General features: G+C 68.1%; 27 protein-coding genes. 9 read left to right on the top strand and 18 right to left on the bottom strand.

Features of this window, described 5'->3' with window-relative positions:
- Window positions 1-9 precede the first annotated feature (9 nt).
- From rplW to rpsJ, 4 genes are read right to left on the bottom strand one after another with little or no spacing between them, the layout of a single operon-like run.
- Complete coding sequence (gene rplW / locus H289_RS0113865; RefSeq protein ID WP_020101401.1) at window positions 10-312, bottom strand: 50S ribosomal protein L23; 303 nt, start codon at window positions 310-312, stop codon at window positions 10-12.
- Window positions 312-959, bottom strand: a complete 648-nt coding sequence (gene rplD, locus H289_RS0113860) for a 50S ribosomal protein L4 (RefSeq protein WP_020101400.1) — start codon at window positions 957-959, stop codon at window positions 312-314. Before rplD ends, rplW begins: the two co-directional genes overlap by 1 nt.
- Complete coding sequence (rplC, locus tag H289_RS0113855; RefSeq protein WP_020101399.1) at window positions 959-1,612, bottom strand: 50S ribosomal protein L3; 654 nt, start codon at window positions 1,610-1,612, stop codon at window positions 959-961. Before rplC ends, rplD begins: the two co-directional genes overlap by 1 nt.
- A 13-nt stretch (window positions 1,613-1,625) precedes the next feature.
- On the bottom strand, window positions 1,626-1,931 hold the full coding sequence (rpsJ, locus tag H289_RS0113850) for a 30S ribosomal protein S10 (protein WP_003883485.1): 306 nt from the start codon (window positions 1,929-1,931) through the stop codon (window positions 1,626-1,628).
- Window positions 1,932-2,640: 709 nt separating this feature from the next.
- Between rpsJ and H289_RS0113845 the strand changes: the two genes are divergently transcribed.
- Entirely contained in the window at window positions 2,641-3,114 is a 474-nt protein-coding gene (locus tag H289_RS0113845) for a hotdog fold domain-containing protein (RefSeq protein ID WP_020101398.1), read from the top strand.
- Here the strand turns inward: H289_RS0113845 and H289_RS0113840 are convergent.
- Window positions 3,111-3,464 (bottom strand): nuclear transport factor 2 family protein, encoded by a 354-nt coding sequence (locus tag H289_RS0113840; protein WP_020101397.1) that lies wholly within the window; start codon window positions 3,462-3,464, stop codon window positions 3,111-3,113. The two genes, H289_RS0113845 and H289_RS0113840, sit on opposite strands and share 4 nt — an antisense overlap.
- 123 nt (window positions 3,465-3,587) lie before the next feature.
- Window positions 3,588-5,225 carry a carboxylesterase family protein gene (locus H289_RS0113835; RefSeq protein ID WP_020101396.1) on the bottom strand — a complete coding sequence of 546 codons (1,638 nt, stop codon included), beginning with the start codon at window positions 5,223-5,225 and terminating at the stop codon, window positions 3,588-3,590.
- Window positions 5,226-5,350: 125 nt separating this feature from the next.
- Between H289_RS0113835 and H289_RS0113830 the strand changes: the two genes are divergently transcribed.
- The gene (locus H289_RS0113830) at window positions 5,351-6,601 is read left to right on the top strand and encodes a cytochrome P450 (RefSeq protein ID WP_020101395.1); all 1,251 of its coding nucleotides are present in this window, start codon (window positions 5,351-5,353) and stop codon (window positions 6,599-6,601) included.
- Here H289_RS0113830 and H289_RS0113825 read toward each other — a convergent pair.
- A complete protein-coding gene (locus tag H289_RS0113825; RefSeq protein WP_020101394.1) occupies window positions 6,567-7,214 on the bottom strand; it encodes a TetR/AcrR family transcriptional regulator in 648 nt (215 codons plus the stop codon). The two genes, H289_RS0113830 and H289_RS0113825, sit on opposite strands and share 35 nt — an antisense overlap.
- A gap of 77 nt (window positions 7,215-7,291) precedes the next feature.
- Between H289_RS0113825 and H289_RS0113820 the strand changes: the two genes are divergently transcribed.
- Complete coding sequence (locus H289_RS0113820; RefSeq protein WP_020101393.1) at window positions 7,292-8,854, top strand: MFS transporter; 1,563 nt, start codon at window positions 7,292-7,294, stop codon at window positions 8,852-8,854.
- 271 nt (window positions 8,855-9,125) lie between these two features.
- Here the strand turns inward: H289_RS0113820 and mftG are convergent, their stop codons facing one another.
- The 7 genes from mftG to mftA all read right to left on the bottom strand — a co-directional run bounded on the left by mftG (window position 9,126) and on the right by mftA (window position 15,716).
- Window positions 9,126-10,535 (bottom strand): mycofactocin dehydrogenase MftG, encoded by a 1,410-nt coding sequence (mftG, locus tag H289_RS0113815; RefSeq protein WP_029105205.1) that lies wholly within the window; start codon window positions 10,533-10,535, stop codon window positions 9,126-9,128.
- Window positions 10,532-11,950: a mycofactocin biosynthesis glycosyltransferase MftF gene (mftF, locus tag H289_RS0113810; protein ID WP_029105204.1), complete on the bottom strand. Its 1,419-nt coding sequence runs from the start codon at window positions 11,948-11,950 to the stop codon at window positions 10,532-10,534. The genes mftG and mftF overlap by 4 nt, the downstream gene beginning before the upstream one ends.
- 13 nt (window positions 11,951-11,963) lie before the next feature.
- Window positions 11,964-12,749: a mycofactocin biosynthesis peptidyl-dipeptidase MftE gene (gene mftE, locus H289_RS0113805; protein ID WP_090562695.1), complete on the bottom strand. Its 786-nt coding sequence runs from the start codon at window positions 12,747-12,749 to the stop codon at window positions 11,964-11,966.
- A 137-nt stretch (window positions 12,750-12,886) separates the two neighbouring features.
- Window positions 12,887-14,062, bottom strand: coding sequence for a pre-mycofactocin synthase MftD (mftD, locus tag H289_RS0113800; protein WP_020101389.1), 1,176 nt, complete (start codon window positions 14,060-14,062; stop codon window positions 12,887-12,889).
- 3 nt (window positions 14,063-14,065) lie between these two features.
- Complete coding sequence (gene mftC, locus H289_RS0113795; protein ID WP_020101388.1) at window positions 14,066-15,286, bottom strand: mycofactocin radical SAM maturase; 1,221 nt, start codon at window positions 15,284-15,286, stop codon at window positions 14,066-14,068.
- Window positions 15,283-15,618, bottom strand: coding sequence for a mycofactocin biosynthesis chaperone MftB (gene mftB / locus H289_RS0113790; RefSeq protein ID WP_020101387.1), 336 nt, complete (start codon window positions 15,616-15,618; stop codon window positions 15,283-15,285). The genes mftC and mftB overlap by 4 nt, the downstream gene beginning before the upstream one ends.
- 2 nt (window positions 15,619-15,620) lie before the next feature.
- A complete protein-coding gene (mftA, locus tag H289_RS32415) occupies window positions 15,621-15,716 on the bottom strand; it encodes a mycofactocin precursor MftA (protein ID WP_020101386.1) in 96 nt (31 codons plus the stop codon).
- Window positions 15,717-15,817: 101 nt separating this feature from the next.
- Here mftA and mftR point away from each other — a divergent pair, with 101 nt between their 5' ends.
- The 3 genes from mftR (at window position 15,818) to H289_RS0113770 (ending at window position 18,358) form a co-directional block, all read left to right on the top strand.
- Window positions 15,818-16,450 (top strand): mycofactocin system transcriptional regulator MftR, encoded by a 633-nt coding sequence (gene mftR, locus H289_RS0113780; protein ID WP_020101385.1) that lies wholly within the window; start codon window positions 15,818-15,820, stop codon window positions 16,448-16,450.
- A gap of 76 nt (window positions 16,451-16,526) precedes the next feature.
- On the top strand, window positions 16,527-17,084 hold the full coding sequence (locus H289_RS0113775) for an RNA polymerase sigma factor (RefSeq protein WP_020101384.1): 558 nt from the start codon (window positions 16,527-16,529) through the stop codon (window positions 17,082-17,084).
- A 2-nt stretch (window positions 17,085-17,086) separates the two neighbouring features.
- Window positions 17,087-18,358, top strand: coding sequence for a VOC family protein (locus H289_RS0113770; RefSeq protein ID WP_029105200.1), 1,272 nt, complete (start codon window positions 17,087-17,089; stop codon window positions 18,356-18,358).
- Between the two features lie 67 nt (window positions 18,359-18,425).
- Here the strand turns inward: H289_RS0113770 and H289_RS0113765 are convergent, their stop codons facing one another.
- Both H289_RS0113765 and H289_RS0113760 read right to left on the bottom strand, forming a co-directional pair.
- Window positions 18,426-19,598, bottom strand: a complete 1,173-nt coding sequence (locus tag H289_RS0113765; protein WP_029105199.1) for an NAD(P)/FAD-dependent oxidoreductase — start codon at window positions 19,596-19,598, stop codon at window positions 18,426-18,428.
- A 76-nt stretch (window positions 19,599-19,674) separates the two neighbouring features.
- Window positions 19,675-20,136 (bottom strand): Rv2324 family transcriptional regulator, encoded by a 462-nt coding sequence (locus H289_RS0113760; RefSeq protein ID WP_029105198.1) that lies wholly within the window; start codon window positions 20,134-20,136, stop codon window positions 19,675-19,677.
- 121 nt (window positions 20,137-20,257) lie between these two features.
- Between H289_RS0113760 and ddaH the strand changes: the two genes are divergently transcribed.
- Genes ddaH through H289_RS0113745 form a run of 3 tightly spaced genes read left to right on the top strand, consistent with a single transcriptional unit; the run spans window position 20,258 to window position 23,145 of the window.
- Entirely contained in the window at window positions 20,258-21,136 is an 879-nt protein-coding gene (gene ddaH, locus H289_RS0113755; protein ID WP_081633408.1) for a dimethylargininase, read from the top strand.
- Complete coding sequence (rocD, locus tag H289_RS0113750) at window positions 21,130-22,368, top strand: ornithine--oxo-acid transaminase (protein WP_020101379.1); 1,239 nt, start codon at window positions 21,130-21,132, stop codon at window positions 22,366-22,368. Before ddaH ends, rocD begins: the two co-directional genes overlap by 7 nt.
- Before the next feature lie 9 nt (window positions 22,369-22,377).
- On the top strand, window positions 22,378-23,145 hold the full coding sequence (locus H289_RS0113745) for a hypothetical protein (protein ID WP_155944130.1): 768 nt from the start codon (window positions 22,378-22,380) through the stop codon (window positions 23,143-23,145).
- A 1-nt stretch (window position 23,146) separates the two neighbouring features.
- Here H289_RS0113745 and H289_RS0113740 read toward each other — a convergent pair whose 3' ends face one another.
- Window positions 23,147-23,998 carry a mycofactocin-coupled SDR family oxidoreductase gene (locus tag H289_RS0113740; protein WP_029105197.1) on the bottom strand — a complete coding sequence of 284 codons (852 nt, stop codon included), beginning with the start codon at window positions 23,996-23,998 and terminating at the stop codon, window positions 23,147-23,149.
- Between the two features lie 96 nt (window positions 23,999-24,094).
- Window positions 24,095-24,919, bottom strand: coding sequence for an SHOCT domain-containing protein (locus H289_RS0113735; RefSeq protein ID WP_020101376.1), 825 nt, complete (start codon window positions 24,917-24,919; stop codon window positions 24,095-24,097).
- Window positions 24,920-24,930: the final 11 nt, after the last annotated feature.

Genomic DNA, 24,930 nt, shown 5'->3' with positions numbered 1-24,930 from the left:
CCCGGCCGATCAGGCCGGAGCTCCGAACAGTTCGATCGGCTTGCTGCCGGCGGACAGGGTCACGATCGCGCGCTTGGTGCTCTTGCGCCGGCCGTAACCGGTGCGGGTGCGCTTGCGCTTGCCCTTCCGGTTCGCGGTGTTCACCGAGTCGACCTTCACGTCGAAGATCTTCTCGATAGCGATCTTGATCTGCGTCTTGTTGGACTCCGGCGCCACGATGAACGTGTACGTGTTGTCCTCGATGAGTCCGTAGGACTTCTCCGAGATGACCGGGGCCAGGATGATGTCGCGAGGATCAGTCACGGTAGCCATCAGGCCGACACCTCCTCTTTCGTGTTGGCGGTGATGTAGGCGTTGAGCGCCTCCACCGAGAACACCAGGTCGTCGGCGTTGAGCACGTCGTAGGTGTTCAGCTGATCCGGCGAAATCACGTGGACGCCAGGCAGGTTGCGGACGCTCTTGGCGCCGACCACATCGCTGCGGCCGATCACGACGAGCACCTTCTTGTTGTCGGTCAGCGACGACAGGAACGACTTGGCGCTCTTGGTCGACGGGTTCTGACCGGCCACCAGCTCGGTGATCGCGTGGATGCGCTCGTTGCGAGCCCGGTCCGACAGCGCGCTGCGCAGGGCAGCAGCGATCATCTTCTTCGGGGTCCGCTGGCTGTAGTCACGCGGCTGCGGGCCGTGGACGGTGCCACCACCGGTGAACTGCGGGGCGCGGGTCGAACCCTGACGGGCGCGGCCGGTGCCCTTCTGGCGGTACGGCTTCTTGCCACCACCGGACACCATGGCCCGGGTCTTGGTGGCGTGGGTGCCCTGGCGAGCGGCGGCCAGCTGGGCCGTCACCACCTGGTGCATCAGCGCGATGTTGGGCTCGACGTCGAACAGCGCGGCGGGCAGCTCGACAGAGCCGTCCTTCTTGCCGTCCGGGGTCTTGACGTCAATCTTGAGAGTCATTACTTCTCGCCTCGCTTAACTGCGGTGCGGACAACCACCAGTCCACCGTTGCGGCCCGGGATGGCGCCCTTGATGAGCAACACACCGTTCTCGGCGTCGACCTTGTGAACCTTCAGGTTCTGGGTGGTGACGCGGTCGCTACCCATACGGCCGGACATGCGGGTGCCCTTGAAGACACGGCCCGGGGTGGCGCAGCCACCGATCGAACCGGGACGACGGTGCACAGCCTGGGCACCGTGAGCGGCGCCCTGACCCTTGAAGCCGTGGCGCTTCATGGTGCCGGCGAAGCCCTTGCCCTTGCTGGTGCCGGTCACGTCGACGTACGCGCCGTCGGCGAAGATCTCGGCGGTCAGTTCCTGACCGACCTCGTACTCGGCGACCGCGGCCTCGTCGTCAAGACGAAGCTCGGCCAGGTGCCGACGCGGGTTGACGCCTGCAGCGGCGAACTGACCGGTGACCGGCTTGTTCACCTTGCGCGGGCTGATCTCGCCATAGGCGAGCTGCACGGCGCTGTAGCCGTCGCGCTCGGGGGTGCGGATACGGGTCACCACGTTGGGGCCGGCCTTCACGACCGTGACCGGGACGACTTTGTTGTTCTCGTCGAACACCTGCGTCATGCCCAGCTTGGTGCCCAAAATGCCTTTGCGTGCCATTTTTCTGGGTCTCCTACTGGATGTTGACGTCGACGCTCGCCGGCAGATCGATGCGCATCAAGGCGTCAACCGTCTTCGGCGTGGGGTCGAGGATGTCGATAAGGCGCTTGTGGGTACGCATTTCGAAATGCTCCCGCGAGTCCTTGTACTTATGGGGAGACCGGATAACGCAGTACACGTTCTTCTCGGTCGGCAGCGGCACCGGGCCGACCACGCTTGCCCCTGTACGGGTGACCGTCTCAACGATCTTGCGCGCCGAGGCGTCAATCGCCTCGTGGTCGTAGGCCTTGAGCCTGATGCGGATCTTCTGTCCCGCCACGCTTCTCCTACCTAACTTTCACGGGCCCGTGCTCGGGCCTGGTCTTCAATACGCACGCCCCGGGACACCCGATGACGCGCGCTGGCTATGCCGCCGCTCTTTACGTTTCTGTGGTTCACCGACCCCCGCGCTCGGGCGTGTCGCCTTTGCGCACAGTCGTCCGCGCTGGAAATTCCATCTCGGGCGATGCTGGGACCGGATGCGCCCGTGATGGGCGCCGGTCGTATGCCCGCAGCGGGCGAACCCGGCGCAAGGCAACCCGAACAGTATGCCCCAGATCCGGGCTCGCTCCAAATCCGCTGCGGAGCCATCCGGCGCGCCCGGGTTCTGCGGCCGGTCCTGCGGTGATCTCGGGTTCATTCTGCCGTGAATTTGCCTTGAATCTGCGGTGACGACGCTGACGTTCGAGTGGATCGCGCCCTGGTTGGCGAGTGGACGCAGACGTCGGGTTGACCGTGCGGCGGTGGCGCAAACGTGCGAGTGGGGTGCGCCCCAGGTACAGGGTCAACGCGTAGGCAGCGACGCCAGTCGTTGACCCTGTACTGGTGGCGCAAAAGTGCGAGTGAGGAGCGCCCTGGATACAGCCTCAACGCACGCCCGGCCGGTCCTCCCGTTGACTCTGAACTGGTGCTACAGAAGGGCGAGTGGACCGGGCCGCCGACGCAGAATTGGCGACGGCACCTAACTTACTTTCGAGTAAGATCGAGGCATGTCGACACTGAGCCCCACGTACCGCGCCTGGAAGCAGCTCTCCGGACGGCCCGGCGGCAGTCTGATGTTCTCGGCGGCCGCGATGGTGCGGGTGCCGTACTTCGCGTCGGTCCTACCCCGGGTGGTGACGATGGAGCCGGGCTACGCCGAGGTGGCGGTGCCGAAGTGGTTCTTCGTCTACAACCATCTGCACACCGTGCACGCCATCGCCTCATGCAACGCCGCCGAGGCCGCCATGGGCATGGCGATGGAAGCAACAGTGCCGACGAGCCACCGCTGGATCCCCAAAGCCATGAACGTGCGATACCTGGCCAAGGCCACCACCTCACTGCGGGCGCACGCACGGGTCGACGTCCCTGACTTCGAGACGCTGACCAAAGGCACCGACGTCGTCGTATCGGTCTCCGTGGTCGACGCCCGGGGCGAAGAGGTCGTGCACGCCGACATCACGACGTGGGTGACCCCCGCTTAATCGAGATACGTGCCGTGGCCTTCGCGCACCAGGTCACCGTCGAAGATCAGCACCTCGTTGACGAGCTGGCCGCGGTGGTTGCGGTAGTTGATGACGAGCGCCTGCGTCCCGATATAGGTGGCCACGATCTCGAAGTGCAGCTCCGGCACCGCGGCCAGCGCGGTGGTCCAGTACCGGCGGAGCGCGCCCTTGCCCCGCACCACTCCCCCGGATTCGGGCACCACGCGCGCCGCGACGGGCGAGGTGAAGACGACGTCGTCGTGAAAGTGCGCCAGGACCGCCTCGACGTCGTGTGCGTTCCAGGCCGCGCACCACTCACGGGCGAATCGGTCGGCATCGGGAAGCGTCATGCCGCCCCATCGAAGTGGACGCACACCTGGACGGGCAAGCCATTTTTCGTGCGCCGAGCGTGCGACCTGCCGAGATGACACGCCGCTGACGTCACCGGAATCCCCCACGTTCCGACGTAGCAGTCAGTGCTGCAGAGTCCCCCAGAACGCACATTGGTGCACCTGGTCGTAATCGGTGACCAATCGACTTCCGTCGGGACGCAGCGACATTCGCGGGTCGTGGTCGCCGCCGGCCAGCTGCGGCCAGTCCGGCGCACCTTCCGCACTGGGGTGGCCATCGCGGACGAAAGAGCTCCAGTAGTCGATCATCTGATCCGAGAGCGCGATCTGCGGCGGCGTCGGCGGCGGCGCTCCACCCATGTTGAAGATGTAGCGCAGGTCCAGCGAGTGGCTGGCACCGACGGGGAAAGGCAAGTGGCGCAAGGGATCCGGCGTCGGTGGTGTCGGGTCGGCGAACTCATAGCCGTACACCGGCGCATCGGCGGCCAGCGCGTCGCCGATGCGGTCCGCCACGCACGCGAACGCCGCGTCGGTGACTGCTGTCGAATAGGCGACCGCGGCGCTGCCCCCGTAGCGGTCCAGCGGGTAGTGCTCCGCCACGGCGCCGGCGTCGGCGCCGAACGTCGACTCCAGTAGGTGCGGGTATCCATCGGCGTGGAACCGCTTGCCCGCGCGCAGGTACTGCAGCGCCACGAAGAGGGTGAACTCGTCGCGGGTGGTACCGATCATCACCGGCACCCGGGCCGCGGCGCCGTCGCTGATGGCCCGCATAGGATCGACCGGCAGCAGCGTCGTCCCGGAGACGGGCCCGCTGAGCATGTTCTCGCCGATTCCGTAGAACCACACCGGTTTTCGTAGTTTGTCGACCGGCAGGCTGCGCAGGCAATCCGCCGCGTCCGCCGGTTCGCCGCACCCCGCGGCTTTCGCATACGCGAGGCTCGCCCGGGTGGCTTCCGGTAGCGCGCCCTGCGCCTGGCACGGTCCGCTCGCGATGATGGCGCCGCGGAAGAGACCGGCCGAGTCGGGAGCGACGAGGTGGTCGCACACCGACATCCCGCCGGCGGATTCGCCCGCGATGGTCACCTTGCCGGGGTCGCCGCCGAACGCGGCAATGTTGTCACGCACCCAGCGCAGCGCCGCCTGCTGATCGGCCAACCCGTAGTTGCCGACGTCGGGGCCGGCACCCAAAGCGGGATGAGCCAGAAAGCCCAGTGCGCCGAGTCGGTAGTTGACGGTCACCACCACGACGTCGCCGCGTGTGGTCAGCCGCGTCGAGTTGTAGATATTGCTGGAACCGTTGATGAACCCGCCACCGTGCAGCCACACCAGCACCGGTCGCCGTTCGCCGGAGGCCCGCACCGGCGGGGTCCAGACATTGAGCGTCAGACAATCCTCGCTGGTGTTGCGGCCCATCTCGAGGTCACCCTTGGGGTCCTGGATGCATCGGGCGCCCGGTTTCGCGGCGTCGCGCGCACCATCCCAGGCGAGCGCGGGAGCCGGCGGCCGGAAGCGGAGTGGTCCCAATGGCGGTGCGGCATAAGGAATTCCACCGAAGAACCGCAGGTCCGGATTGACCGCCCCGCGGACCGTCCCCGATGCGGTGTGCACCAGCGCCGGATCGGCGGTCACCGCATCAGGCGCGACGGCCGTCGCGCCTTCACTGTGCGAGTCCAGCCCACAGCCCGCGACCAGCAGCACCGCGGCAGCCACTGCCGCAGCGCGCTGCAGCAGTCGGGGCGGATGGGCGGACGACACGACCACCCAGCGTACTGAACGCCCGCCGATTGCAGCTCGGAAATATTTCGCGCGACCCCCTCCCCATCGGACATCGAACGACCTACACTCCACTTGACAGCTGTCAAGTTCGCGTTCGTGTGAGGAGTTCAATGACTGCACCCACCACCGACGAGGCCGCCAAGGTCCTCGCCGACCCCTCCGCCTACGCCGACGACGATCGGTTGCACACCGCACTGACCCACCTCCGCGCCACCAATCCCGTTGCCTGGGTTGACAATCCGCCGTACCGGCCGTTCTGGGCGATCACCAAACACGCCGACATCATGGCCATCGAACGGGACAACAACCTCTTCATCAGCGAGCCCCGCCCACTGCTCATGAAGGCCGACGCAGAGGATCTGCTGAAGGCCCAGGCTGAGGCCGGTATCGGGCTGCGCACCTTGATCCACATGGACGACCCGCACCACAGGAAGATCCGCGCCATCGGTGCCGATTGGTTCCGCCCGAAGGCCATGCGCGATCTCAAGGTCCGGGTGGACGAGCTCGCCAAGCGGTACGTCGACCGGATGCGCGATGCCGGACCCGAGTGCGACTTCGTCGAGGAGATCGCCATCCAGTTCCCGCTGTACGTGATCATGTCGCTGCTCGGCCTCCCCGAGGAGGACTACGACCGCATGCACACCCTGACCCAGGAGATGTTCGGCGGCGACGACGAAGAGTACTCACGCGGCCAGTCGCCGGAAGAGCTGTTCGCCGTGCTGCTCGACTTCTTCCAGTACTTCGCCGCGCTGACCGCATCCCGGCGGGCCAACCCGACCGATGACCTGGCGTCCGCGATCGCGAACGGCCGCATCGACGGCGAACCGCTCAGCGACATGGACACCGCGTCCTACTACGTGATCGTGGCCAGCGCCGGCCACGACACCACCAAGGACGCCATCTCGGGTGGGCTGCACGCGCTGATCCAGAATCCCGGCGAGTTGGCACGCCTGAAGGCGAACCCCGACCTGATGCCCACGGCCGTCGAGGAGATGATCCGGTGGAGCACGCCGGTGAAGGAATTCATGCGTACCGCCACCGCCGACACCGTCGTGCGTGGCGTGCCGATCGCGGAGGGCGAATCCGTTTATCTCGCTTACGTTTCCGGTAACCGCGACGAAGAGGTGTTCGCCGATCCGTTCCGGTTCGACGTCGCACGCGAGCCGAACAAGCACCTGGCGTTCGGCTACGGCGTGCACTTCTGTCTGGGTGCCGCACTGGCGCGCATGGAGATGAACAGTCTGTTCTCCGAACTACTGCCCCGGCTGGACTCGATCGAATTGGCCGGAGCCCCGGAGCTTTCCGCGACGACGTTCGTCGGCGGTTTCAAGCACCTGCCGATCCGGTATTCGCTGCGCTGACGCGATGAGTCGCGAGGAATCCGTCGACGGCGGCGACGGCGATCTCGCGGTAATCGAAGTCGGGCAACGTGCTGAGCTTGCCCAGCACGATCGGGCCGAGTAACAACGCCGCGGCGCGGACCCGGTCGACGTCGCCCAATTCGGCGACGGCCTCGGGACTGGACAGCACTGCCTCGAACGGGGCGGCGTACTGCTCGGCCACCCGTTCCCGAAGGTTACGGACCTCGATGCTCTCGGTCCCCGCCGCGCCCCACGGCAGGTGTTCGAGGTTGCCACCGAGCGTCAGCCACGACATGGCCGCCAGGCTGACCGGCGCCTCGGCGATCAGTTCCGCCTGCGCGCGCACGAGCGCGATCAACTGCTCGCGCAGGTCGCCCTCGGCGGGCGGCACGGGAGCCGGCGGAATGAGCGCGTGAAATGCCGCTGCCAGCAAGTCATTTCCGCTGGCGTAGTGCCGGTAGAGGGTCGCCCTGGCCACATTGGACGCGCGGATCACCGCGTCGACGGTCACGGCACTGGGACCGCCGGAGCGCAGCAGGGCGGTCGCCGCCTCGAGAAGCCGCGCCCGCGACCGGGCCGGCCTGGGGTCACCATGTTCGCTGGACAACTCCATTCACCTTTCGGCCGACAAACAAGACTGTTAGTCTCGTTTGAAGATCATCAGTCTTGAAACTACCGGAAGGTGGCCGCATGGCCGACAAGGCGAGCGTGGCGAGCCCCCTGGCCGATTCCACGCAGCCTACGGCCACTCCACCCATCTCACGCAACCGCACCTGGACCCTTCTCGTGGCGTGTTGCGGTGTGCTGGTGGTGATTTCGTCGATGGTGGCGCTCAACACCGCGCTCGGCGACATCGCCATGGCCACCTCGGCGAACCAGACCCAGCTGACCTGGATCATCGACAGCTACACGCTGACGCTGGCCTGCCTGCTGCTGCCCGCCGGCGCCATCGGCGACCGCTACGGCCGGCGCGGCGCCCTGCTGTTCGGCCTGGCCGTCTTTGCGGTGGCCTCGATTGTTCCGGCACTGAGCACCGATCCCCTGCACATCATCGGCGCACGCGCGGTCGCCGGCGTCGGTGCCGCATTCATCATGCCGGCGACGCTGTCCCTGATAACGGCGTCGTACCCGGCGGACCAGCGCACCAAGGCGGTGGGCATCTGGGCCGGCATGGCCGGCTGCGGTGGTGTGTTCGGCATGCTGGGATCCGGTGTGCTGCTGCACTTCTGGCCCTGGCAGTCGATCTTCTGGGCGTTCGCCGGTGCCGGGCTGGTCCTCATTGTCATGGCCACGACCATCACGAGTTCGCGCGACGCGGAAGCCCGCACCTTGGACGTCGCCGGCGCGGTCGTCATCGCCGCGGCCGTCGCCGCGCTGGTGTACGGCATCCTGGCGGCGCCCGATCGCGGCTGGACACATCCGGTGGTGCTGGGTGGTATCGCCGGTGGCCTGATCCTGGCAGGGCTCTTCGCGATCATCGAGCTACGGGCCCGGTACCCGCTGCTGGATGTCCGGTTGTTCCTCGATCGCCAGTTCGGCACCGGAGCCGCGGCCATCACGGTGCTGTTCATGGTGATGTTCGGCTTCTTCTACCTGGCGATGCAATTCATGCAACTGGTCATGGGCTACAGCCCGCTGGGAACCGCACTGGCCCTGTCCCCGCTGGCGGTGCCGATGCTCATCCTGTCCCCGTTGTCGTCGTGGTATCTGCCGAAGCTGGGCTTGCGCGTCGTGGTGCTCATGGGCCTTGGGCTGCTGTCCGCCGGCCTGCTGTCCCTGTGCCTGGTGCGCATCGACTCGTCGTACTGGGCCCTGGCCTGGCCGCTGCTGGTGGTGAGCACCGGAGTCGGAATCTTCACCGCGCCAACGACTTCGGCGATCATGACGTCGGTGCCGGACGCCAAGCAGGGAGTGGCTTCGGCAGTCAATGACACCACCCGCGAGGTCGGCGCAGCCCTCGGCATCGCACTGACCGGCTCCCTCCTGGCGGCCGGATACAGCAAGCACATCGGGCCCGCCATCGCCGGTTTTCCGGCTCCGATGCAAGACGCCGCACGCGGCTCGCTGGCCGGTGCGGTGGCCGCCGCGCCCCATCTGGGCCCGATCGGCGGTCAGCTCGTGACGGTGGCCCGCGTGGCGTTCCTCCACGCGATGCAGACATCGCTCGTGGTGCTGGCGTCGATCACCGCGGTCGCGGGCGTACTGATCGCGTTCTGGGCGCCCGGCCGCGAACGCACACCACCCAACGACTAATCAGCACAAGCATTTTCGCGATTCGCCTGCGCCAGGTGGCCACTCAGCGGCCAAGAGCGTGGGTCGGCAACACAATTGACTGTGCGTCTACGCAGTTCGGTACTCGAGCTTTTCCTGCGCCAGTGCACAGTCAACGCCAACAAGGCATTTGCTTGTCAAGTGCCCAGCCCCTAGCGGCCGACTGTGCAACCAGATCACCTCTGCCCACGAATTCGTGATCTGACCGCACGCTCGCGCAACACCCCAGCCGAACCGTTACCGACCCACGCTCCTACGACGCGATGAACTGCGCGGCCCGGTGCGCCAGCATGACGATGGTCGCGTGCGGGCCCCGGCCGGTGATGCCGGGCAGCGCGGCGCCGTCAGCCACCCACAACCCTTCGACGCCGCGCACCCGGCACTGCGGATCGAGTACGGCGCGTTCGTCGCCGTCGGCGCCCATCGGCGCCGTGGCCGACAGATGCTGCGCGGTGGACCACGCGGGCTCGCCGCCGGCGACGGCGTCACCGAACAGGTCGCGACACAGTTCGTGACCGACGTGTAGCGCGGCGGTATCGGCCGGGTCGACGTCGTAGCGGTGTTCGATGGTGGGACGCACGTCGGGATCGTCCGACACGAGCAGGACCCGGCCCTGCGCGCGCGGCCGCATCAGGGAGATGCCGAGGTGCACCGGGTCCGCACCATCGGTGACCCCGCCGGTCATGGCCGCGAAACCCCAGGTGTACGGCCGGATCTCCAATTCGTCGGTGGTGAGCAGCAATTCGAGCGGCGGGCGCCCGAGCTCGGCGGGCCAGGTGGTCGGCACCACCCACTCCGGATGATCGGCGCACGCGACCCCCACCGGCAGGTCCGCCACCACCGGCACGCCGACGCGCCGCAACTGCGCGGCCGGGCCGATCCCGGACAGCATCAGCAGATGCGCCGATTCAATTGCCCCGGCGCACAACACGATCCGGTCGGCATACCGGTCCGTCACACCCTCGGGACCGAGACACTTGACGCCCACCGCGCGGTCACCGTCGAACAGCACCCGCAGCGCACGGGTACCGGCGAGCACCGCCAGGTTGTCCCGGCCGCGCGCGGCCGTCAGGTAGACCTCGCCCGGACCGTGCCGATGCCCGGTGTCATCGATGTTGAGCGGCACCGCACCGAGTCCCGGCCGGACCCCGGCCGCGGCGTTGAGATCGTCGATCCAGGGGTACCGGACGCCCGCCGCGTCGCGGAAAGCCTGTGAGGACGCTGCGAATTCGCTGATACGACGCACCGGTACCGGGCCGGTCGCACCGTGCTCGGCGCCGTCGCCGAAGTCGTGGTCCGTCTCGATGGCGCGATAGTGCGGTAGGACGTCGGACCAGGACCAGCCCGGCACCGCCCAGGCCGCGAAATCCGCGGGCCAGGCCCGGCAGAAATAGCCGCCGTTGATCGCCCCGGACCCGCCCAGCACCCGTCCGCGCACGATGTCCACAGACCGCACCGGATTCTGCGTCAGCGTCGTGCGGTGCTGTCGGGCCACGGCGCTGTCGACGCCGATGGGCAGCACCCAGCCCGGCTCCGGACGGATCGTGCCGCCGGTCTCCAGCAGCGTCACCCGACATGCGGGATCGGCCGAAAGACGCTCGGCCAGAACGCAGCCGGCGCTGCCGGCCCCGACGATCAGGACGTCATCGCGACGTGAGCTCAAGTACGGATCTGCGGCTTGAGCGCACCCAGATGCCGCTCGCGCACCACGCCGCCCCACAGCCCGAGACCGTAGGCGATGTCATCGAGACGCTTGAGCAGCAGGTAGGCCAGCAGGCCCACGCGCTGGGTGTTGTCGTCGACCGTGTGGTGGCGACGCGCCCAGTCGACGACGCCGTCGACGATCGCGGCGATCAGCACCACTTGACGCCAGCGCCGGAAACACACCGCCAGCACGAGAGCCACCGGCCAGTAGTGCCGGCACAGCGCGGCGGCGAGTTGCAGGGCCGCGGCCCACAGCCCCTGCGCGGCGACGGCGGCGACTTCCCGGGGTTCGGTGTCGACCGACCGCAACGAGTTGGCGATGCGCCGGCCGGTGATCGCGGCGGCGATCGTCGAGGCCAGGTAACCCACGCCGGACCCCATGGCCAGCAGCACCCAGACCACCAGTGTCGAGCCGGAAATGACCAGCGGCGCCGTCTTGCCGGGGTGCCGGACCGACAGCGGTGCGGCCGAGGAACCGTAAAAGGCCTTGCGGGCGAACCACTCTCGCAGTGCGGTGCGGTGATCGTGCCCGACCAGCGCGATCGGCTCGTACCGCAGCCGGGCCCCGGCCTCGATGAACCGCCAGCACAGGTCCACGTCCTCGCCGGACTGCAGCGACTCGTCGAAACCGCCCACCTGGTCCAGCGCCGCGCGCCGGCAGATGATGGCCGCGCTCGGCACGTAGGCCACCATGCCGTACGGCACCACCGGGGCTTCCCGCATGCCGAGGTCGAGCGACGACCGCACGGCCTCGTAGCGCGCGATCAGATTGTCGGGCTCGTGCAGGCCGACGATGCGCGGCGCGACCAACGCGACGGCCGGGTCGCAAAAGTGCCCCAGCAGCGCTTCCAGCCACCCGCGACGTGGCACCACGTCGGAGTCCAGGAACGCCACGAAGTCGGTCTCGCAGGCGGCCAGCCCGGTGTTGCGGGCCGCGGCCGGTCCCCGGCTGACGTCATGCCGGAGCACCCGCACGTCGCAATGCCCGGCCAGGTCGCAGAAGTCCGCGGCCTGCAGCGGCACCACCGAGCCGTCGTCGACCACGACGACGCGCATGCCGCGCAGGGACCGCACCAGGCGGGCGACGCCAACGGCGTTGTCACGTACCGGAATCACGACGGTCACGTCGAGGTGCGACGGCCCGGTCGCCGGTCGTGGGTGGGCCACCGTGGCGTCGAGCAGCGTGCGGGCCAGCTGCGCGCTCTGCGCGTCGTGGACCTCGAGGCGGCCGCGATCGAGCATCGTCTGCGCCGCCGGCGCCAGCTTCAGCAGTCGCGTCGGTGAGCCACCGAGCAGCGCGGCGCCCTCACCCAGCACCTTGACTCGGCGATCCACTTGGACGGCAAAACCGTCAGGCAGCCGCGGCCCAGTCACTGTCCCACCCCCGTCACGCGAGCATCCCCCCAGAGCTCGGCTGCCATGCGCTGATCCGGCGCACGGAGCCTTCGACCATTTCTGCAAAGATACGGGACCCGTCGAGGGCGGTGGCAGTCGTCGGATCGCCCAGCACCCCGACCGCGCTGACCGCCGCCACCCCGCCGCGGCGCAATGCCGGCAGCAGCTCCGGCAACGGCGCGGTGTTGCCGACGACGCTTTCCTCGACCCAGACGTCGGCCGGTGAAAGGTGCAGCAGTACAGACGTTTCGGTATGGCCCGCGTGGGCGTCCGCACCAGCGGCCGCGCACGGGCACCAGGCCACATCGCGCCCCTCGGCCCGCAGCAGCGTGGTCGCCGCCGTCAGCGCCGCCACGTTGCCGCCGTGGCCGTTGACGAACACGACCCGGCCGGCCCAGTTACAGGCCGACCGCCCGAACTCGACCAGCAAATGCTCCAGCGCGGCCAGGCCGATCGAGATGGTGCCGGGAAAGCTCTCGTGCTCACCGCTCGCCCCGTAGCTGATGGCAGACGCGACCAACCACGCCGGCTGAGCGACGCCGTCGGCCTGATCTGATTCCGCAGCCTCACACAACCGCGCGGCCACGGACCGCGACACCGCCTCGGCGATCCGGGTATCGGTATCCAGCGGCAGGTGCGGCCCATGCTGCTCGGTGGAACCAATCGGGACGATCAACGAAGGCCGCAGGGATTGCAACTGCCTCGACGTCGAGTTCCCGAGCTCGCTGGGAAAAGGCACCCGCCGATGGTAAGCCGAATTTGCCCGCTGTGCGCCAATTGTTGCCGTATACGCAACAATTCGTAGCGAATGGTCAAATCGCCGCGGTTGTCAAGACCCCGGCGACCATCACGTCAGCCACGTCAGCACCGCGCGTATCAGCGGACCCGTCGAATCCCGCCGGACCGCCCGTCGGCTCAGCCGCCCAGCCGCCGGGTGAAGCCCTCCGGCACCAGGATGTCGTCGGGCCCGAGGTCGTGAATCGAGCCCTTGCCCAGACCACGCAGCGCCGAGTCGATACCGCCGTGCATGATGTCGAGCACGTTCTCGACACCGGCCTGTCCCTCGGCCGCCAGCCCCCACAGGTAGGCCCGGCCGAGCATGACCGCACGGGCACCCAGCGCCAGCGCCTTGACCACGTCACTGCCGCGGCGGATACCGCCGTCCAGCAAAACCTCGACCTGGTCGCCGACGGCCTCGGCGATGGCGGGCAGCGCCCGGATCGACGCCGGGGTGCTGTCCAGGTTGTTACCGCCGTGGTTGGACACCGAGATGGCCGAAACACCGGCATCCACAGCACGTTTGGCGTCGTCGATGCGCATGACGCCCTTGAGCATGAACGGGCCGCCCCACAGCTCGCGCAGCCAGGCGATGTCCTCCCAGGTCGGCGCCGGCGTACCCATCCATTCGCCGTAGGCGTGGAAGAACGGCGGCGCGGCCTGGCCGTTGATGGCCTGGTTCGGCACACACAACTCCGGCGGACGCAGTGTCTTGCCCCAGGTCCACATGTAGCGCGGCTTGGTGATGACCTCCGGGCTCATCTTGATGATGGTCTTGATGTCCATCTTTTCCGGGATCTTGGGGCTGCCCCAGTCCCGGCCGTGGCTGAAGCTCCAGTCGGTGGTGACGATCAGGCCCTTCGCGCCGGCCGCGCGGGCCCGCTCCGCCCGGGCCGCGATGTCGTCGCGGCTGCCGAGCCAGTAGATCTGGAAGAACGTCTTGGGGTTGGCCGCGATGACCTCTTCCATCGGCTTGCTCGCGAACGACGACAGCCCCATCGCGGTGCCGCGGGCCGCGGCGGCGCGCGCGACGGCGACCTCACCGTCGGGGTGGATCGCCTGCACACCGGTCGGAGAAATAATCACGGGCAGTGAAATCTCTTGACCCATAACCGTTGTGGACATCTCACGCTTGTCCAGCGCGCCGATGACGTGCGGCGCGAAGCCGAGCTCACCGAACGCCGCGACGTTGTCGGCAACCGTCAGGCCCTTCTCGCTCGCCGAGATCAGCGAGGAGTAGGCGGACTTGGGGAGCCGCTTCTTCGCGCGCTCCTGCGCGATCGCGACGGTTTCGAACCAGGTATCACGGGCCATGATCTAAACAGGACTTTCGTTACAGAATTTCTGGGGAGCCTTGGCCGGCATGGCCAGCAGCTTGAGAGGTATGGGGCCCTTGGCGGGGCGAGCGGAGCGACGGGAAGGATCAGCGACGCCGCCTCGGGAGTGGTCGATATGCGACTTGGGCTTCTCGCGATCGAGCGCCAGGGCGGGCTCGCCGTAGCCCTGCACGCACTCGGGGTCCGGGCCGTCCATGGGCAGGCCGGTGAAGAACTTGGCCGCCATGCAGCCGCCGCGGCAGCTGTCGTAGTGGTCGCAGCTGCTGCAGGCGCCGGCCGACTGCGGTTCCCGAAGCTCGCGGAACAGCGGGGCGTTCTGCCAGACGTCCTGGAATCCGTTGTCGCTGAGGATGTTTCCGGCCAGGAAGCGCTCGTGGATGGCGAAGGGGCAGGCGTACACGTCACCCACGGGGTCGATGAGGCACACGACGCGGCCGGCGCCGCACAGGTTCAGGCCGGCCAGCGCACCGGGCTCACCGAGGCCCGACAGGTGGAAGAACGAGTCACCCGTGAGCACCCGCTCGCCCTTGGCGACCAGCCAGTTGTAGAGCTGCACCTGCTGCTCGGCGGTGGGGTGCAGGTCGTCCCACACGTCGGCGCCGCGACCCGAGGGGCGCAGCCGGGTGATGCGCAGGGTGGCGCCGTAGTTGTCGGCCAGGGCCTTGAAATCGTCGAGCTGGTCGACGTTGTGCCGGGTGACGACGACCGAGATCTTGGCGTCCTTGAAACCGGCGTTCTTCAAGTTATCCAGGGCCCGGATGGCCATGGCGAACGAGCCCGGGCCGCGCACCGCGTCGTTGATCTCCGCGGTGGCGCCGTCGAGCGAAATCTGAACGTCCACATAGTCACTCGCGGCCAGCTTGGCCGCGACCGCCTCGTCGATGCGCACCCCGTTGGTGGAGAACTTGACGCCGACGTGGTGCTCGGTGGCGTAGTCGACGAGCTCCCAGAAGTCAGACCGCACGGTCGGCTCGCCGCCGCCGATGTTCACGTAGAACACCTGCATGCGCTCGAGCTCATCGATGATGTCCTTGCACTGCTGGGTGCTCAGCTCGCGCGGGTCGCGCTTGCCCGACGACGACAGGCAGTGCACGCAGGACAGGTTGCAGGCGTAGGTCAGTTCCCAGGTGAGGCAGATGGGCGCGTCGAGGCCGTGCTCGAACTGCTCGATCAGCCGGGGCACGGGTGCCGTAGCGGTCATGAAGCGGTGGATCCTTCGGGGCTGTTCTGGTCTGCCGGGATCAGCATCTTGGACTGGACCAGCACGCCGAACGCGTGCAGATACGGCCCCTGCTGGGCATCGTCGATACCGGCGGCGCGGCAGGCGCTGCGCACGTCCGGATGGTCGCCGAGGGAGTTGACGATCTCGACGATGGTGCGATTCTTCAGGAACGAAAGTTTGCGCGTACCAAAGTGATACAGGAGGGCGCCGAACGGTTCCGGACGGACGGCGACCTGGTGGTGCAGCCGCCAGCCGCGGTCAGGATCGAAGGCCGCCTCGGGCCCGGTCCGGGCCGCGGCTGGTGCAGACACGGTCAGTAGACCCCGCACATACCGTCGATCGAGACCTCTTCGACCAGAGTCTCGGTGACCAGTTCGGTGTCGGAATTAGCCTGCTGATTCGAGTCCATGGATCGCCCCTTTCGCTACCGTGGCAGTTGTCGGGACTCGACAACTGTGATCCAAGTCGCAAGAATATGGCATCGAGTGCCGAAAAGGAAGGGCGGGTCTGATGAGGACCGAAACCGAGCGTCCCGTGCACGATGGCGGGGCCGCCCCAACGCACGGCCGCGTGGGCCGTCGCCGTTCCACCACGCGCGACCACATCACCCATGTGGCCCTCGAGCTGTTCGCGACCCGCGGCTTCGACGACGTCAGCGTCGACGACGTCGCCCACGCCGCCGGCATCTCCCGGCGCACCCTGTTCCGGTACTTCTCGTCGAAGAATGCCATCCCCTGGGCCGATTTCGACGCGAGTCTGACCAACCTGCGGGACCTGCTGAACGCCGTCCCCCACGACGTTCCGCTGGACGCCGCCCTGCGCTCGGCATTGTTGGAATTCAACAGCTTTGACGAATCCGAGACACCCCGGCACCGGCGCCGGATGCAGGTGATCCTGCAGACCGACGCGCTGCAGGCCTACTCGATGACGATGTACGCGGGCTGGCGCGGCGTCATCGCGGCATTCGTCGCGCGCCGGCTGGACACCAAGCCGACGGCACTGGTGCCGCAGACGGTGGCGTGGACGGTGCTCGGGGTGGCGCTGACCGCCTACGAACAGTGGCTCGCCGACGAGACCGTCTCGCTCCCCGACGCGCTGGGCGAGGCCTTCGACATCGTCCGCGACGGCATCCGCGCCGTGTGATTTGTGCACGGTTTTCCGCGGTCAGCGCGGAAAACCGTGCACAAATCACAAGAAGTTGCGGTTGGGGCGTCGGAAAATGAGCGCCCGGCGCGACGATAAGGGTGTGAGGGGCGAATCAGACGGTGATGCTCCGCAGACGCTGCTGGCGCTGTACGACACGGCGCTGCCCGTGGTCTACGGGTACTTCGTGCGGCGCTGCGGTGACCGGGGCACCGCGGAAGACCTGACGTCGGAGACATTTCTGGCGGCGATGGACGCCGCCCGCCGGGATTCGCCACCGGCGATCTCGGTGCCCTGGTTGATCGGGGTGGCCCGGCACAAGCTGGCCGACCACTACCGGCGCAGGCACGACCGCTTCACCGTCCCCGTACCCGAAACACCCGAGCCCACAGAGCCGTTCGACGACTGGGACGCCGAGCTGGACCGCATCGTCGCCGAGGCCGCGCTGGCCCGGTTGCCCGAACAGCACCGCATGGTGCTGACACTGCGATATCTGGATGACCGCCCCGTGCCCGAATGCGCCGAATTGATCGGACGAACCGTGCACGCCACCGAGGCCCTGCTGGTGCGGGCCAAGCGGGCATTCAGGAGCGAATACCAGGACACCGAATACCAGGACGGAGGTGCGTCATGACCATGCACAACAGTCACGACCCACTGACGGTCCTGGCCGGCGGTGAAAGCCCCGTGCCACCGGACCCGGCCTTCGCGGCCCGGTTGCGGGCACGCCTGGAAGCCGCCGTCACCCTCCCGAAAGGAGTTGTCATGAGTGGAACCGACACCGCCATCGCCGATCTGAACGCACCTGCCGCCGCCCCGGTCGAGGTGCCCCGGCCCGCGGCCCTGCCCTATCTCGCCGTGGCCGACGCGCGGGCCGCGCTCGCCTGGTACGTCGACGCGCTGGGTGCCGTCGTCGTCGGCGAACCGATCGTCATGGACGACGGCCGGATCGGGCACGCCGAGCTGACACTGGCCGGTGGTGTGCTGTACCTGGCCGACGAGTTCCCCGAGCTCGGCCTGAAAGCACCAGCAGCACAGTCTGTTTCGGTGAGCCTGATGGTCAATGTGCCGGACACCGACGCCGCGCTCGCGCAGGCCCGGCAACACGGCGCGCAGGTGCAGCGCGAGCCCTACGACGCCCACGGCTCGCGGACCGCGGTGGTGATCGACCCGTTCGGGCACCGCTGGATGCTCACCGGACCGGTCCCCGTCACTGTCCCGATCCAGCACGGCGACATCGGCTACATCTCGGTGCAGACGCCGGACGCCCAACGGGCCGCCGCGTTCTACGGGCACGTGCTCGGCTGGGACTACGACCCCGACACCCGCAAGGTGACGAGCAACCGCATGCACACCGGCATCTTCGAGACCACCGGCCCGCAGACGGTGTTCTGCTGCTACGCGGTGCGCGATCTCGACGCGGCGCGGCAGGCGATCCTGGCCGCCGGCGGTCAGGTCGGCACGCCCGAGCAGCACGAGTGGGGCGCGACGCTCGACGCCACCGATGCACTCGGCACCGACTTCGCGGTGTTCCAGCCGGTGCCCGGCATTACCCGGCCGGAGCTGAACGGCGCAGGGCCAGGCGAACTTTCGTATATGACGTACTACGTGACCGACTCGGCCGCGTTCAGGGACTTCTACGGCGAGGTGCTGGGTTGGACGTTCGAACCGGGGCGCATCGAGGACGGCTGGGCAGTGCAGGGTTGCCACCCCATGTCCGGCGCGGCCGGCGGCGCCGCACAGACCGTCGCCGTCCCGATGTGGACGGTGACCGACATCGAGGCCGCGGTGGCGCGGGTCCGCGAGGCCGGAGGCACCGTCATCGACGAACCGTCCCGGCAGCCGTACGGCATGTCAGCGGAGTGCACCGACGACCAGGGCGCCCGGTTCTACCTCGGCGCCTTCTGAGGGACTTGTGCACGATTTTCCGCGCCCCGCGCGGAAAATCGTGCACAAATCGCTAGAGGACGTCTCGCTAGAGGACGTCGGCGATGGGGACGGCGGCCGCGACCTTGGCGCGGTTCTTCATCACCTTGCCCGGCATGCCACCACCGACCACGCCGCTGACCGCGCCGTCGCGCTCGTAGAACGCCAGGAACTTGCGGCCGTCGTCCTCGACGATGTGTACGGTGTCGCCGGCCTTGGGCTCACCCAGGCACTGGATCTTGACGTCGTACTGGTCGCTCCAGAAGTAGGGCACCACGACGGCGGCGGTGGCATCCTGGCCCAGCATCGCCGGCACGATCACCCGCGCCTGCTCGGCCACGTTGCTCCAATGTTCCACGCGCACTTGGTGTCCCGCCGCGTCGCGCCAGGAGGCGACGTCACCGATGGCCCACACGTTCGGCGCACTCGTGCGGCCGGCGGCGTCGCACACGACGCCGTTGTCGACAGCGATGCCGCTGCCTTCGAGCCAGTCCGTGGACGGCCGCGACCCGATGCCGACGACGACGACGTCGGCGTCCAGTTCGGTGCCGTCGGCCAGTTGCACCTTCTCGACGTGACCGGTGCCCGTCACGCCGGTGACCCCGACGCCGCACCGCACGTCGACACCCTCGGCGCGGTGCAGCCGTGCCACCAGTTCACCGATCTCGGTGCCGAGCACCGACGCCAGCGGCGTGGGCTGCGGCTCGACGATCGTCACCTCGACACCCATCTTGCGCAGGCTCGCCGCCACCTCGCAGCCGATGAACCCGGCGCCGATCACCACGGCGCGCTTGGCCGAACCGGCGTGCTCGCGCAGCGCAAGTGACTCGTCGTAGGTGCGCAGCACCCGGATGCCGTCGAGGGCGGGCAGCGACGGGATGGTGCGGGGCACCAGACCCGTGGCGATGACCAGCTCGTCGTACGCGACGACGTCGCCGTTGGCGCGCGTCACCGTCTGGGCCTCGGTGTCCAGCTTGACCGCACCCGAACCCAGCAGCAGCGTGATGTCGTTCTCGGCGTAGAACTCGGCGGGCTTGAGCGTCGTGTCGTCGACCTCGGCGCGCAGCACGTCCTTGGACAGCGGCGGCCGGTCGTACGGCAGATGGACCTCGTCGCTGATCAGTGTGATCGGCCCGGCGTACTCCGCTTTGCGCAGCTGCTCAGCGGTACGTGCAGCGGCCAGACCGCCACCGACAATGACGATGCCTCCGTTTGTAGTCACGTCGGCTTTCTTACACGATGCGGCCGGTGCGAGGTAGGCCACCCTGCGCTTACCTGCTCAGCATTCCGGCAGGGGCTCAGGCCTGGCTCCAGCCACCGACCCGACGCTCGACGATGTTCGACAGCACGACGATGCTCTCGCTGCGTTCGATCGCCGCACTGCCCCGGATCCGCTCCAGCACCGCCTCCAGATGCCGCATGTCCCGCGTCATGAGATGCAGGATCGCGTCGGACGTGCCGGTCACCGTGGCGGCCGAGACCACCTCGGGAATGCCCTCCCAGGCCTCCCGCAGCTGCGCCGGCGTGATGGTGCCGTGGCAGTACACCTGAACGTATGCCTCTGTCCCCCAACCGATCACGTTCCGGTCGACGACCGTCGTGAAGCCGCGGATTACGCCGGTGGCCAGCAGCCGGTCGACCCGGCGTTTGACGGCGGGCGCCGACAGGCCCACCCGTTCACCGATCTCGGCGAACGTGGCGCGCGCGTTGTCCGCCAACTCGGCCAGGATGCGCTCGTCGGTCTCGTCGACGCTTTCCACCGGCCGCACACCTCCCTCACGCAATAGATTGTTGAATCGCGAGTGATCACACAATAGATCCGTTACAAATGCGCAACAAGCATCGATTGCTTGCGTAACGAAGTGCTCCTACCATCGAATTATGACGATTACTGATGTCGTCAAGATGGCGACACCAAATTCAGGTTGGCGACCGGACCGGGTGGCCCGCCCCCGGCACTATGTGATGACCCGGCCGACGCATTTCGCCGTCGAATATGCGATCAACCCGTGGATGGACACCTCCACCCCCGTGGACACGGCGCTGGCGGTGCGACAGTGGGAGCATCTGGTCCGCACGTACCGCAGCCTCGGCCACACCGTCGAACTGGTCGACCCGATTCCGGGACTACCCGACATGGTGTACGCCGCCAACGGCGGACTGGTGCTCGACGACGGGTTCGAGAAGGTCGCCATCATCGCGCGATTCGCCTACCCGCAGCGGGCCGGCGAATCGGTGGCCTATGCCGGATGGATGATGGACCACGGCTACTGCCCGCTGTACACCGAGCACACCAACGAGGGGCAGGGCGACCTGCTGATCATCGGGTCGAAGATCCTGGCCGGCTACGGATTCCGTACCGACCGCCAGTCGCACGACGAGGTGGCCAAGCTGTCCGGGCTGCCTCTGGTCAGCCTGCAGCTCGTCAACCCCCGCTTCTACCACCTCGACACCGCACTGGCGGTACTCGACGACGAGACCATCGCGTTCTATCCCCCGGCCTTCGGCGCCACGTCGGTGGCGTTGCTGCGCAAGATGTTTCCGGGCGCCATCGAGGTTTCCGATGCCGACGCCCACGTGCTCGGCCTGAACGCGGTGTCCGACGGACTGAACGTCGTACATCCGGCCGCGGCCACCGGCTTCGCCGCGCAGCTCGCCGACGCCGGATTCCGGCCGGTCGGTGTCGACCTGTCCGAGTTGCTCAAGGGCGGCGGGTCGGTGAAGTGCTGCACCCTGGAGGTGTACCCGACGTCATGCTGAAAGCCGTTGCGGGAACACCGGAAAGCACGGCTCAGCTGATCGCCCTCGACGACCGCTACGCCGCGCACAACTACGCCCCGCTGCCGGTCGTCGCGGCGTCCGCCGACGGGGTGTGGATCACCGATCCGGAAGGACGCAGCTACCTGGACTGTCTGGCGGCGTATTCGGCGGTCAATTTCGGCCACCGCAATCCCGAGATCCTGGCGACCGCACACGCCCAGCTGGACGCCGTGACGCTCGTCAGCCGTGCCTTCCACTCCGACCGCCTCGGCCCGTTCTGCGCCGCCCTGGCCCATTTGTGCGGCAAGGATCTGGTGCTGCCGATGAACAGCGGCGCCGAGGCCGTGGAGAGCGCGGTCAAAGTCGCGCGCAAGTGGAGTCGGGACGTCAAAGGAGTGTCGGCGCCCAACATCGTCGTGGCACGGGGCAACTTCCACGGCCGCACGACGACGATCATCAGCTTCTCCGACGACGACACGGCGCGGCGCGGTTTCGGCCCGTACACACCGGGTTTCCGGTCGGTGCCGTTCGGGGACGCCGACGCGCTCGCAGCCGCCGTCGATGACGACACCGCTGCGGTACTGATCGAGCCGATCCAGGGCGAGGCCGGGATCATCGTGCCGCCCGATGACTATCTGCCCCGCGTGCGCGCGCTGTGCACCGAACGCCACGTCCTGATGATCGCCGACGAAATCCAGTCCGGCCTCGCCCGTACCGGCCGCACCTTCGCGTGCGACCACTGGGGCGTGGTGCCCGACGTCTACGTACTGGGCAAGGCGCTGGGCGGCGGCGTCGTGCCGCTGTCCGCAGTGGTGGCCGACAAAGACGTGCTCGGCGTGCTGCACCCCGGTGAGCACGGTTCGACGTTCGGCGGCAATCCGCTGGCCGCAGCCATCGGCACCACGGTGGTCGGCATGCTGCAGCGTGGCGAATTCCAATCCAGGGCAACCGAACTCGGCCGGCACCTGCACGCCCGCCTGGCGGCGATGATCGGACACGGCGTGACGGCCGTTCGCGGGCTGGGCCTGTGGGCGGGCGTCGACCTCGATCCGGCCGTCGGCACCGGCCGGGAGGTCAGCCTGCGACTGGCCGAGCGCGGCGTGCTGACCAAGGACACCCACGGACCGACCCTGCGGTTCGCCCCGCCGCTGGTGATCACCCGGTCCGAAATCGATTGGGCGATGGACCGATTCGCCGAGGTGCTGGCCGGACCGCCGGGTGTGCGGTGGTAGACCCATAGGATGCGCTTCAATCCGCCACCCGACTGGCCGCCGTTTCCACCTGACTGGCGGCCGGGCCCGGACTGGCAGCCGGATCCCTCGTGGCCGCCGCCACCACCGGGATGGGCTCTCTGGGTTGACGACCAATACCGTTACGCCCCAACAGAACCAGGCCCGCCGCAGCGGTCCGGAAAACGGAAATGGTGGATCATCGGCGGTGCGGTGCTCGCCGTCGTCGCCCTGGCGGCGGGCGGCACGGTGGTCGCCACGAAGTCCCTGCGCGACGACGCGGCGGCACCGAGCACGACGCCGACGTCGTTCAACGGCCTGACCATCGTGCCGACGCACCCACCGGTGCCGACGGACTTCACCGCCTGGACCCGCGTCGGCGGCATCGACACCACGTTCACCAACAACGGCCGGGCAGTACGCCTCGACCCGCACGCCAACCCGACGACCGCCTGGTCGGGACTGCTCCAGCCCGGCGATCCGGCGTGCTCGCTGCGCTTCACCGGACGCGTCCGCAGTGCGGCGGGCGGCTACGCCGTCGGGCTCGCCACCGTCGACGGGCCTGCCGACACGGATTCGGGCCCGATCCCGGCACCGCCCGACAACGACTGGCACACAATCGATGTCACCATCACCAAGGCCGGCGACGTCTCGGTGGACGTCGACGGCAAATCCGCACTGCGGCGCACGACGGCACCCGGTTGCGGCCGGCCGGCGGTCAGGGTGTCAGCCGGCGCAACGGAATTCGCGGACGTACTGGTCGGGCAGGTCGCGGCGTAACTCAGTACTTCATGACGCCGCGGTCGACGGCGATCTGGGAACCGGAGATGGTCCCGGAGCCCGGGCCGGCCAGCCAGGTCACCACGTCGGTGACCTCTTCGGGCGTCATGAACTCCTGCAGCCCAGCCTTGCCGTCATGCGCGACGGGCTTGTACGGCATCGGCGCGAAGCTGTGCAGGTAGGTCGGGAACTTGGCGAAGATCGCGCCCATGGCCTCGGGCTCGATCATCGGCGTCATGATCGAGTAGGGGTGAATCGAGTTGACCCGGATGCCGAACTCGCCCACCTCGAGTGCCAGGGCGTTGGTCAGACCGACGAGACCGAACTTCGAGGCCGCGTAGTGGCCGTTGCCCGGCGTCGCCTTGAGGCCCGCCGACGAGCTGACGATGATGATCGATCCGCCGTTGCCGGCCTCGATCATCGCCGGGACGACGGCCCGGATGGTGCGCCAGGTGCCGGACAGGTTGACGTCGACGACGCTGTCCCACTGGTCTTCGTCCATCTCGAACAGCCGGCCCCAGCTCAGGACACCCGCGTTGGCGACGAGGATGTCGAGCCGGCCGAACTGCTCGACGGCGTCGGCGACGACCTGCTTCTGGGCGGCCAGGTCGCGGATGTCGACCTCGCGGGCCAGGACCTTGCGACCTTCGGCCTCGACGAGGCGGGCGGTCTCGGCCAGATCCTCCGACGTCGGCATCGGGTAGGTGATGGTGTCCGAGACGGGACCACAGATGTCGATGGCGATGATGTCGGCACCCTCGCGCGCCAGCCGGATGGCATGCGCCCGGCCCTGCCCGCGGGCAGCCCCGGTAATGAATGCCACCTTGCCTTCGAGTGCTCCGCCTGCCGTCATTGCCAGTCCCTTCATCGCTTCTCGCCGGAATCAACCGCCACGCTAGCAGCCAAACTAGAACGCGTTCTAGTGGCTCCCGAAAGGCGGTCGCGTCGGCTACAACTCGGCGATGATCTGGGCGCGCTTGGCGGTGTACTCGGCCTCGCTGATGGTGCCCATGGCGCGCAGCGTCTCGATCTCCTGCAGCCGCTGCGCTGTCGACGGCGCCGGTGGCGCGACGGGCGGCGCCATCGCAGCCGGCGCCGGGGCCGGGGCGCGCTCGGCGGCCGTGGCCCGCCGGACCACGTCCATCACCTGTTGCCGCACAACCGGATTCGACCGCAGGTCGGCGATCCCGCTGAGCGCCACCCCGTTCGACTTGAGAATCTGCAGGATGTCCATGATCGGGCCAGAGCGTCCGGTCAGGTCGTAGGTGCGGCCGTCCTGCTCCGAGGTCAGCCGGACCGGCATCATGCCCGACACCAGTGCGCTGCGCTCCCAGTCGATGTGGAACTTGTTGGTCGCCGGGTTGACCATCACGACGAGCTTGCGGGCCGTGATCATCGGCAACCGGCTCACCGAGGCCAGCACCTTGTCCTGCGCGTCGAACGGAGCCAGCTGCGGCCCCGTGATGTGCAGATTCAGCTTCACCAGTGGCTGGTCGTTGACCCGGGTACCGGTCTCCCCGATCCCGGTGACCTCGGCCAGCCCCAGTATCCCGCTGGCCTCGAGTTCCTCGCGCTCCGCCGACCGCATCTGACCGAAGCCGGCCAGCCCCAGCGCGACCAGTACGTCGATCGCCGTGACCAGCAGGCCCGTCCAGAACATCCACTTCATCAACTCGTCCTGGCCGGTGTAGAAGTACACCGCCAGGAAGATGGGGCCCACCAGCCCGCCGCACAGCAGGACCATGACCTGAGCTTTGAGGTAACGCACCAACATGTCAGCCACGC

This window comes from Mycobacterium sp. 360MFTsu5.1, assembly GCF_000383495.1.
GTDB classification, from domain to species: domain Bacteria; phylum Actinomycetota; class Actinomycetes; order Mycobacteriales; family Mycobacteriaceae; genus Mycobacterium; species Mycobacterium mucogenicum_B.
The sequence above is the reverse complement of the archived record's forward strand: the minus strand, read 5'-3'. Positions and strand labels throughout refer to the sequence as shown.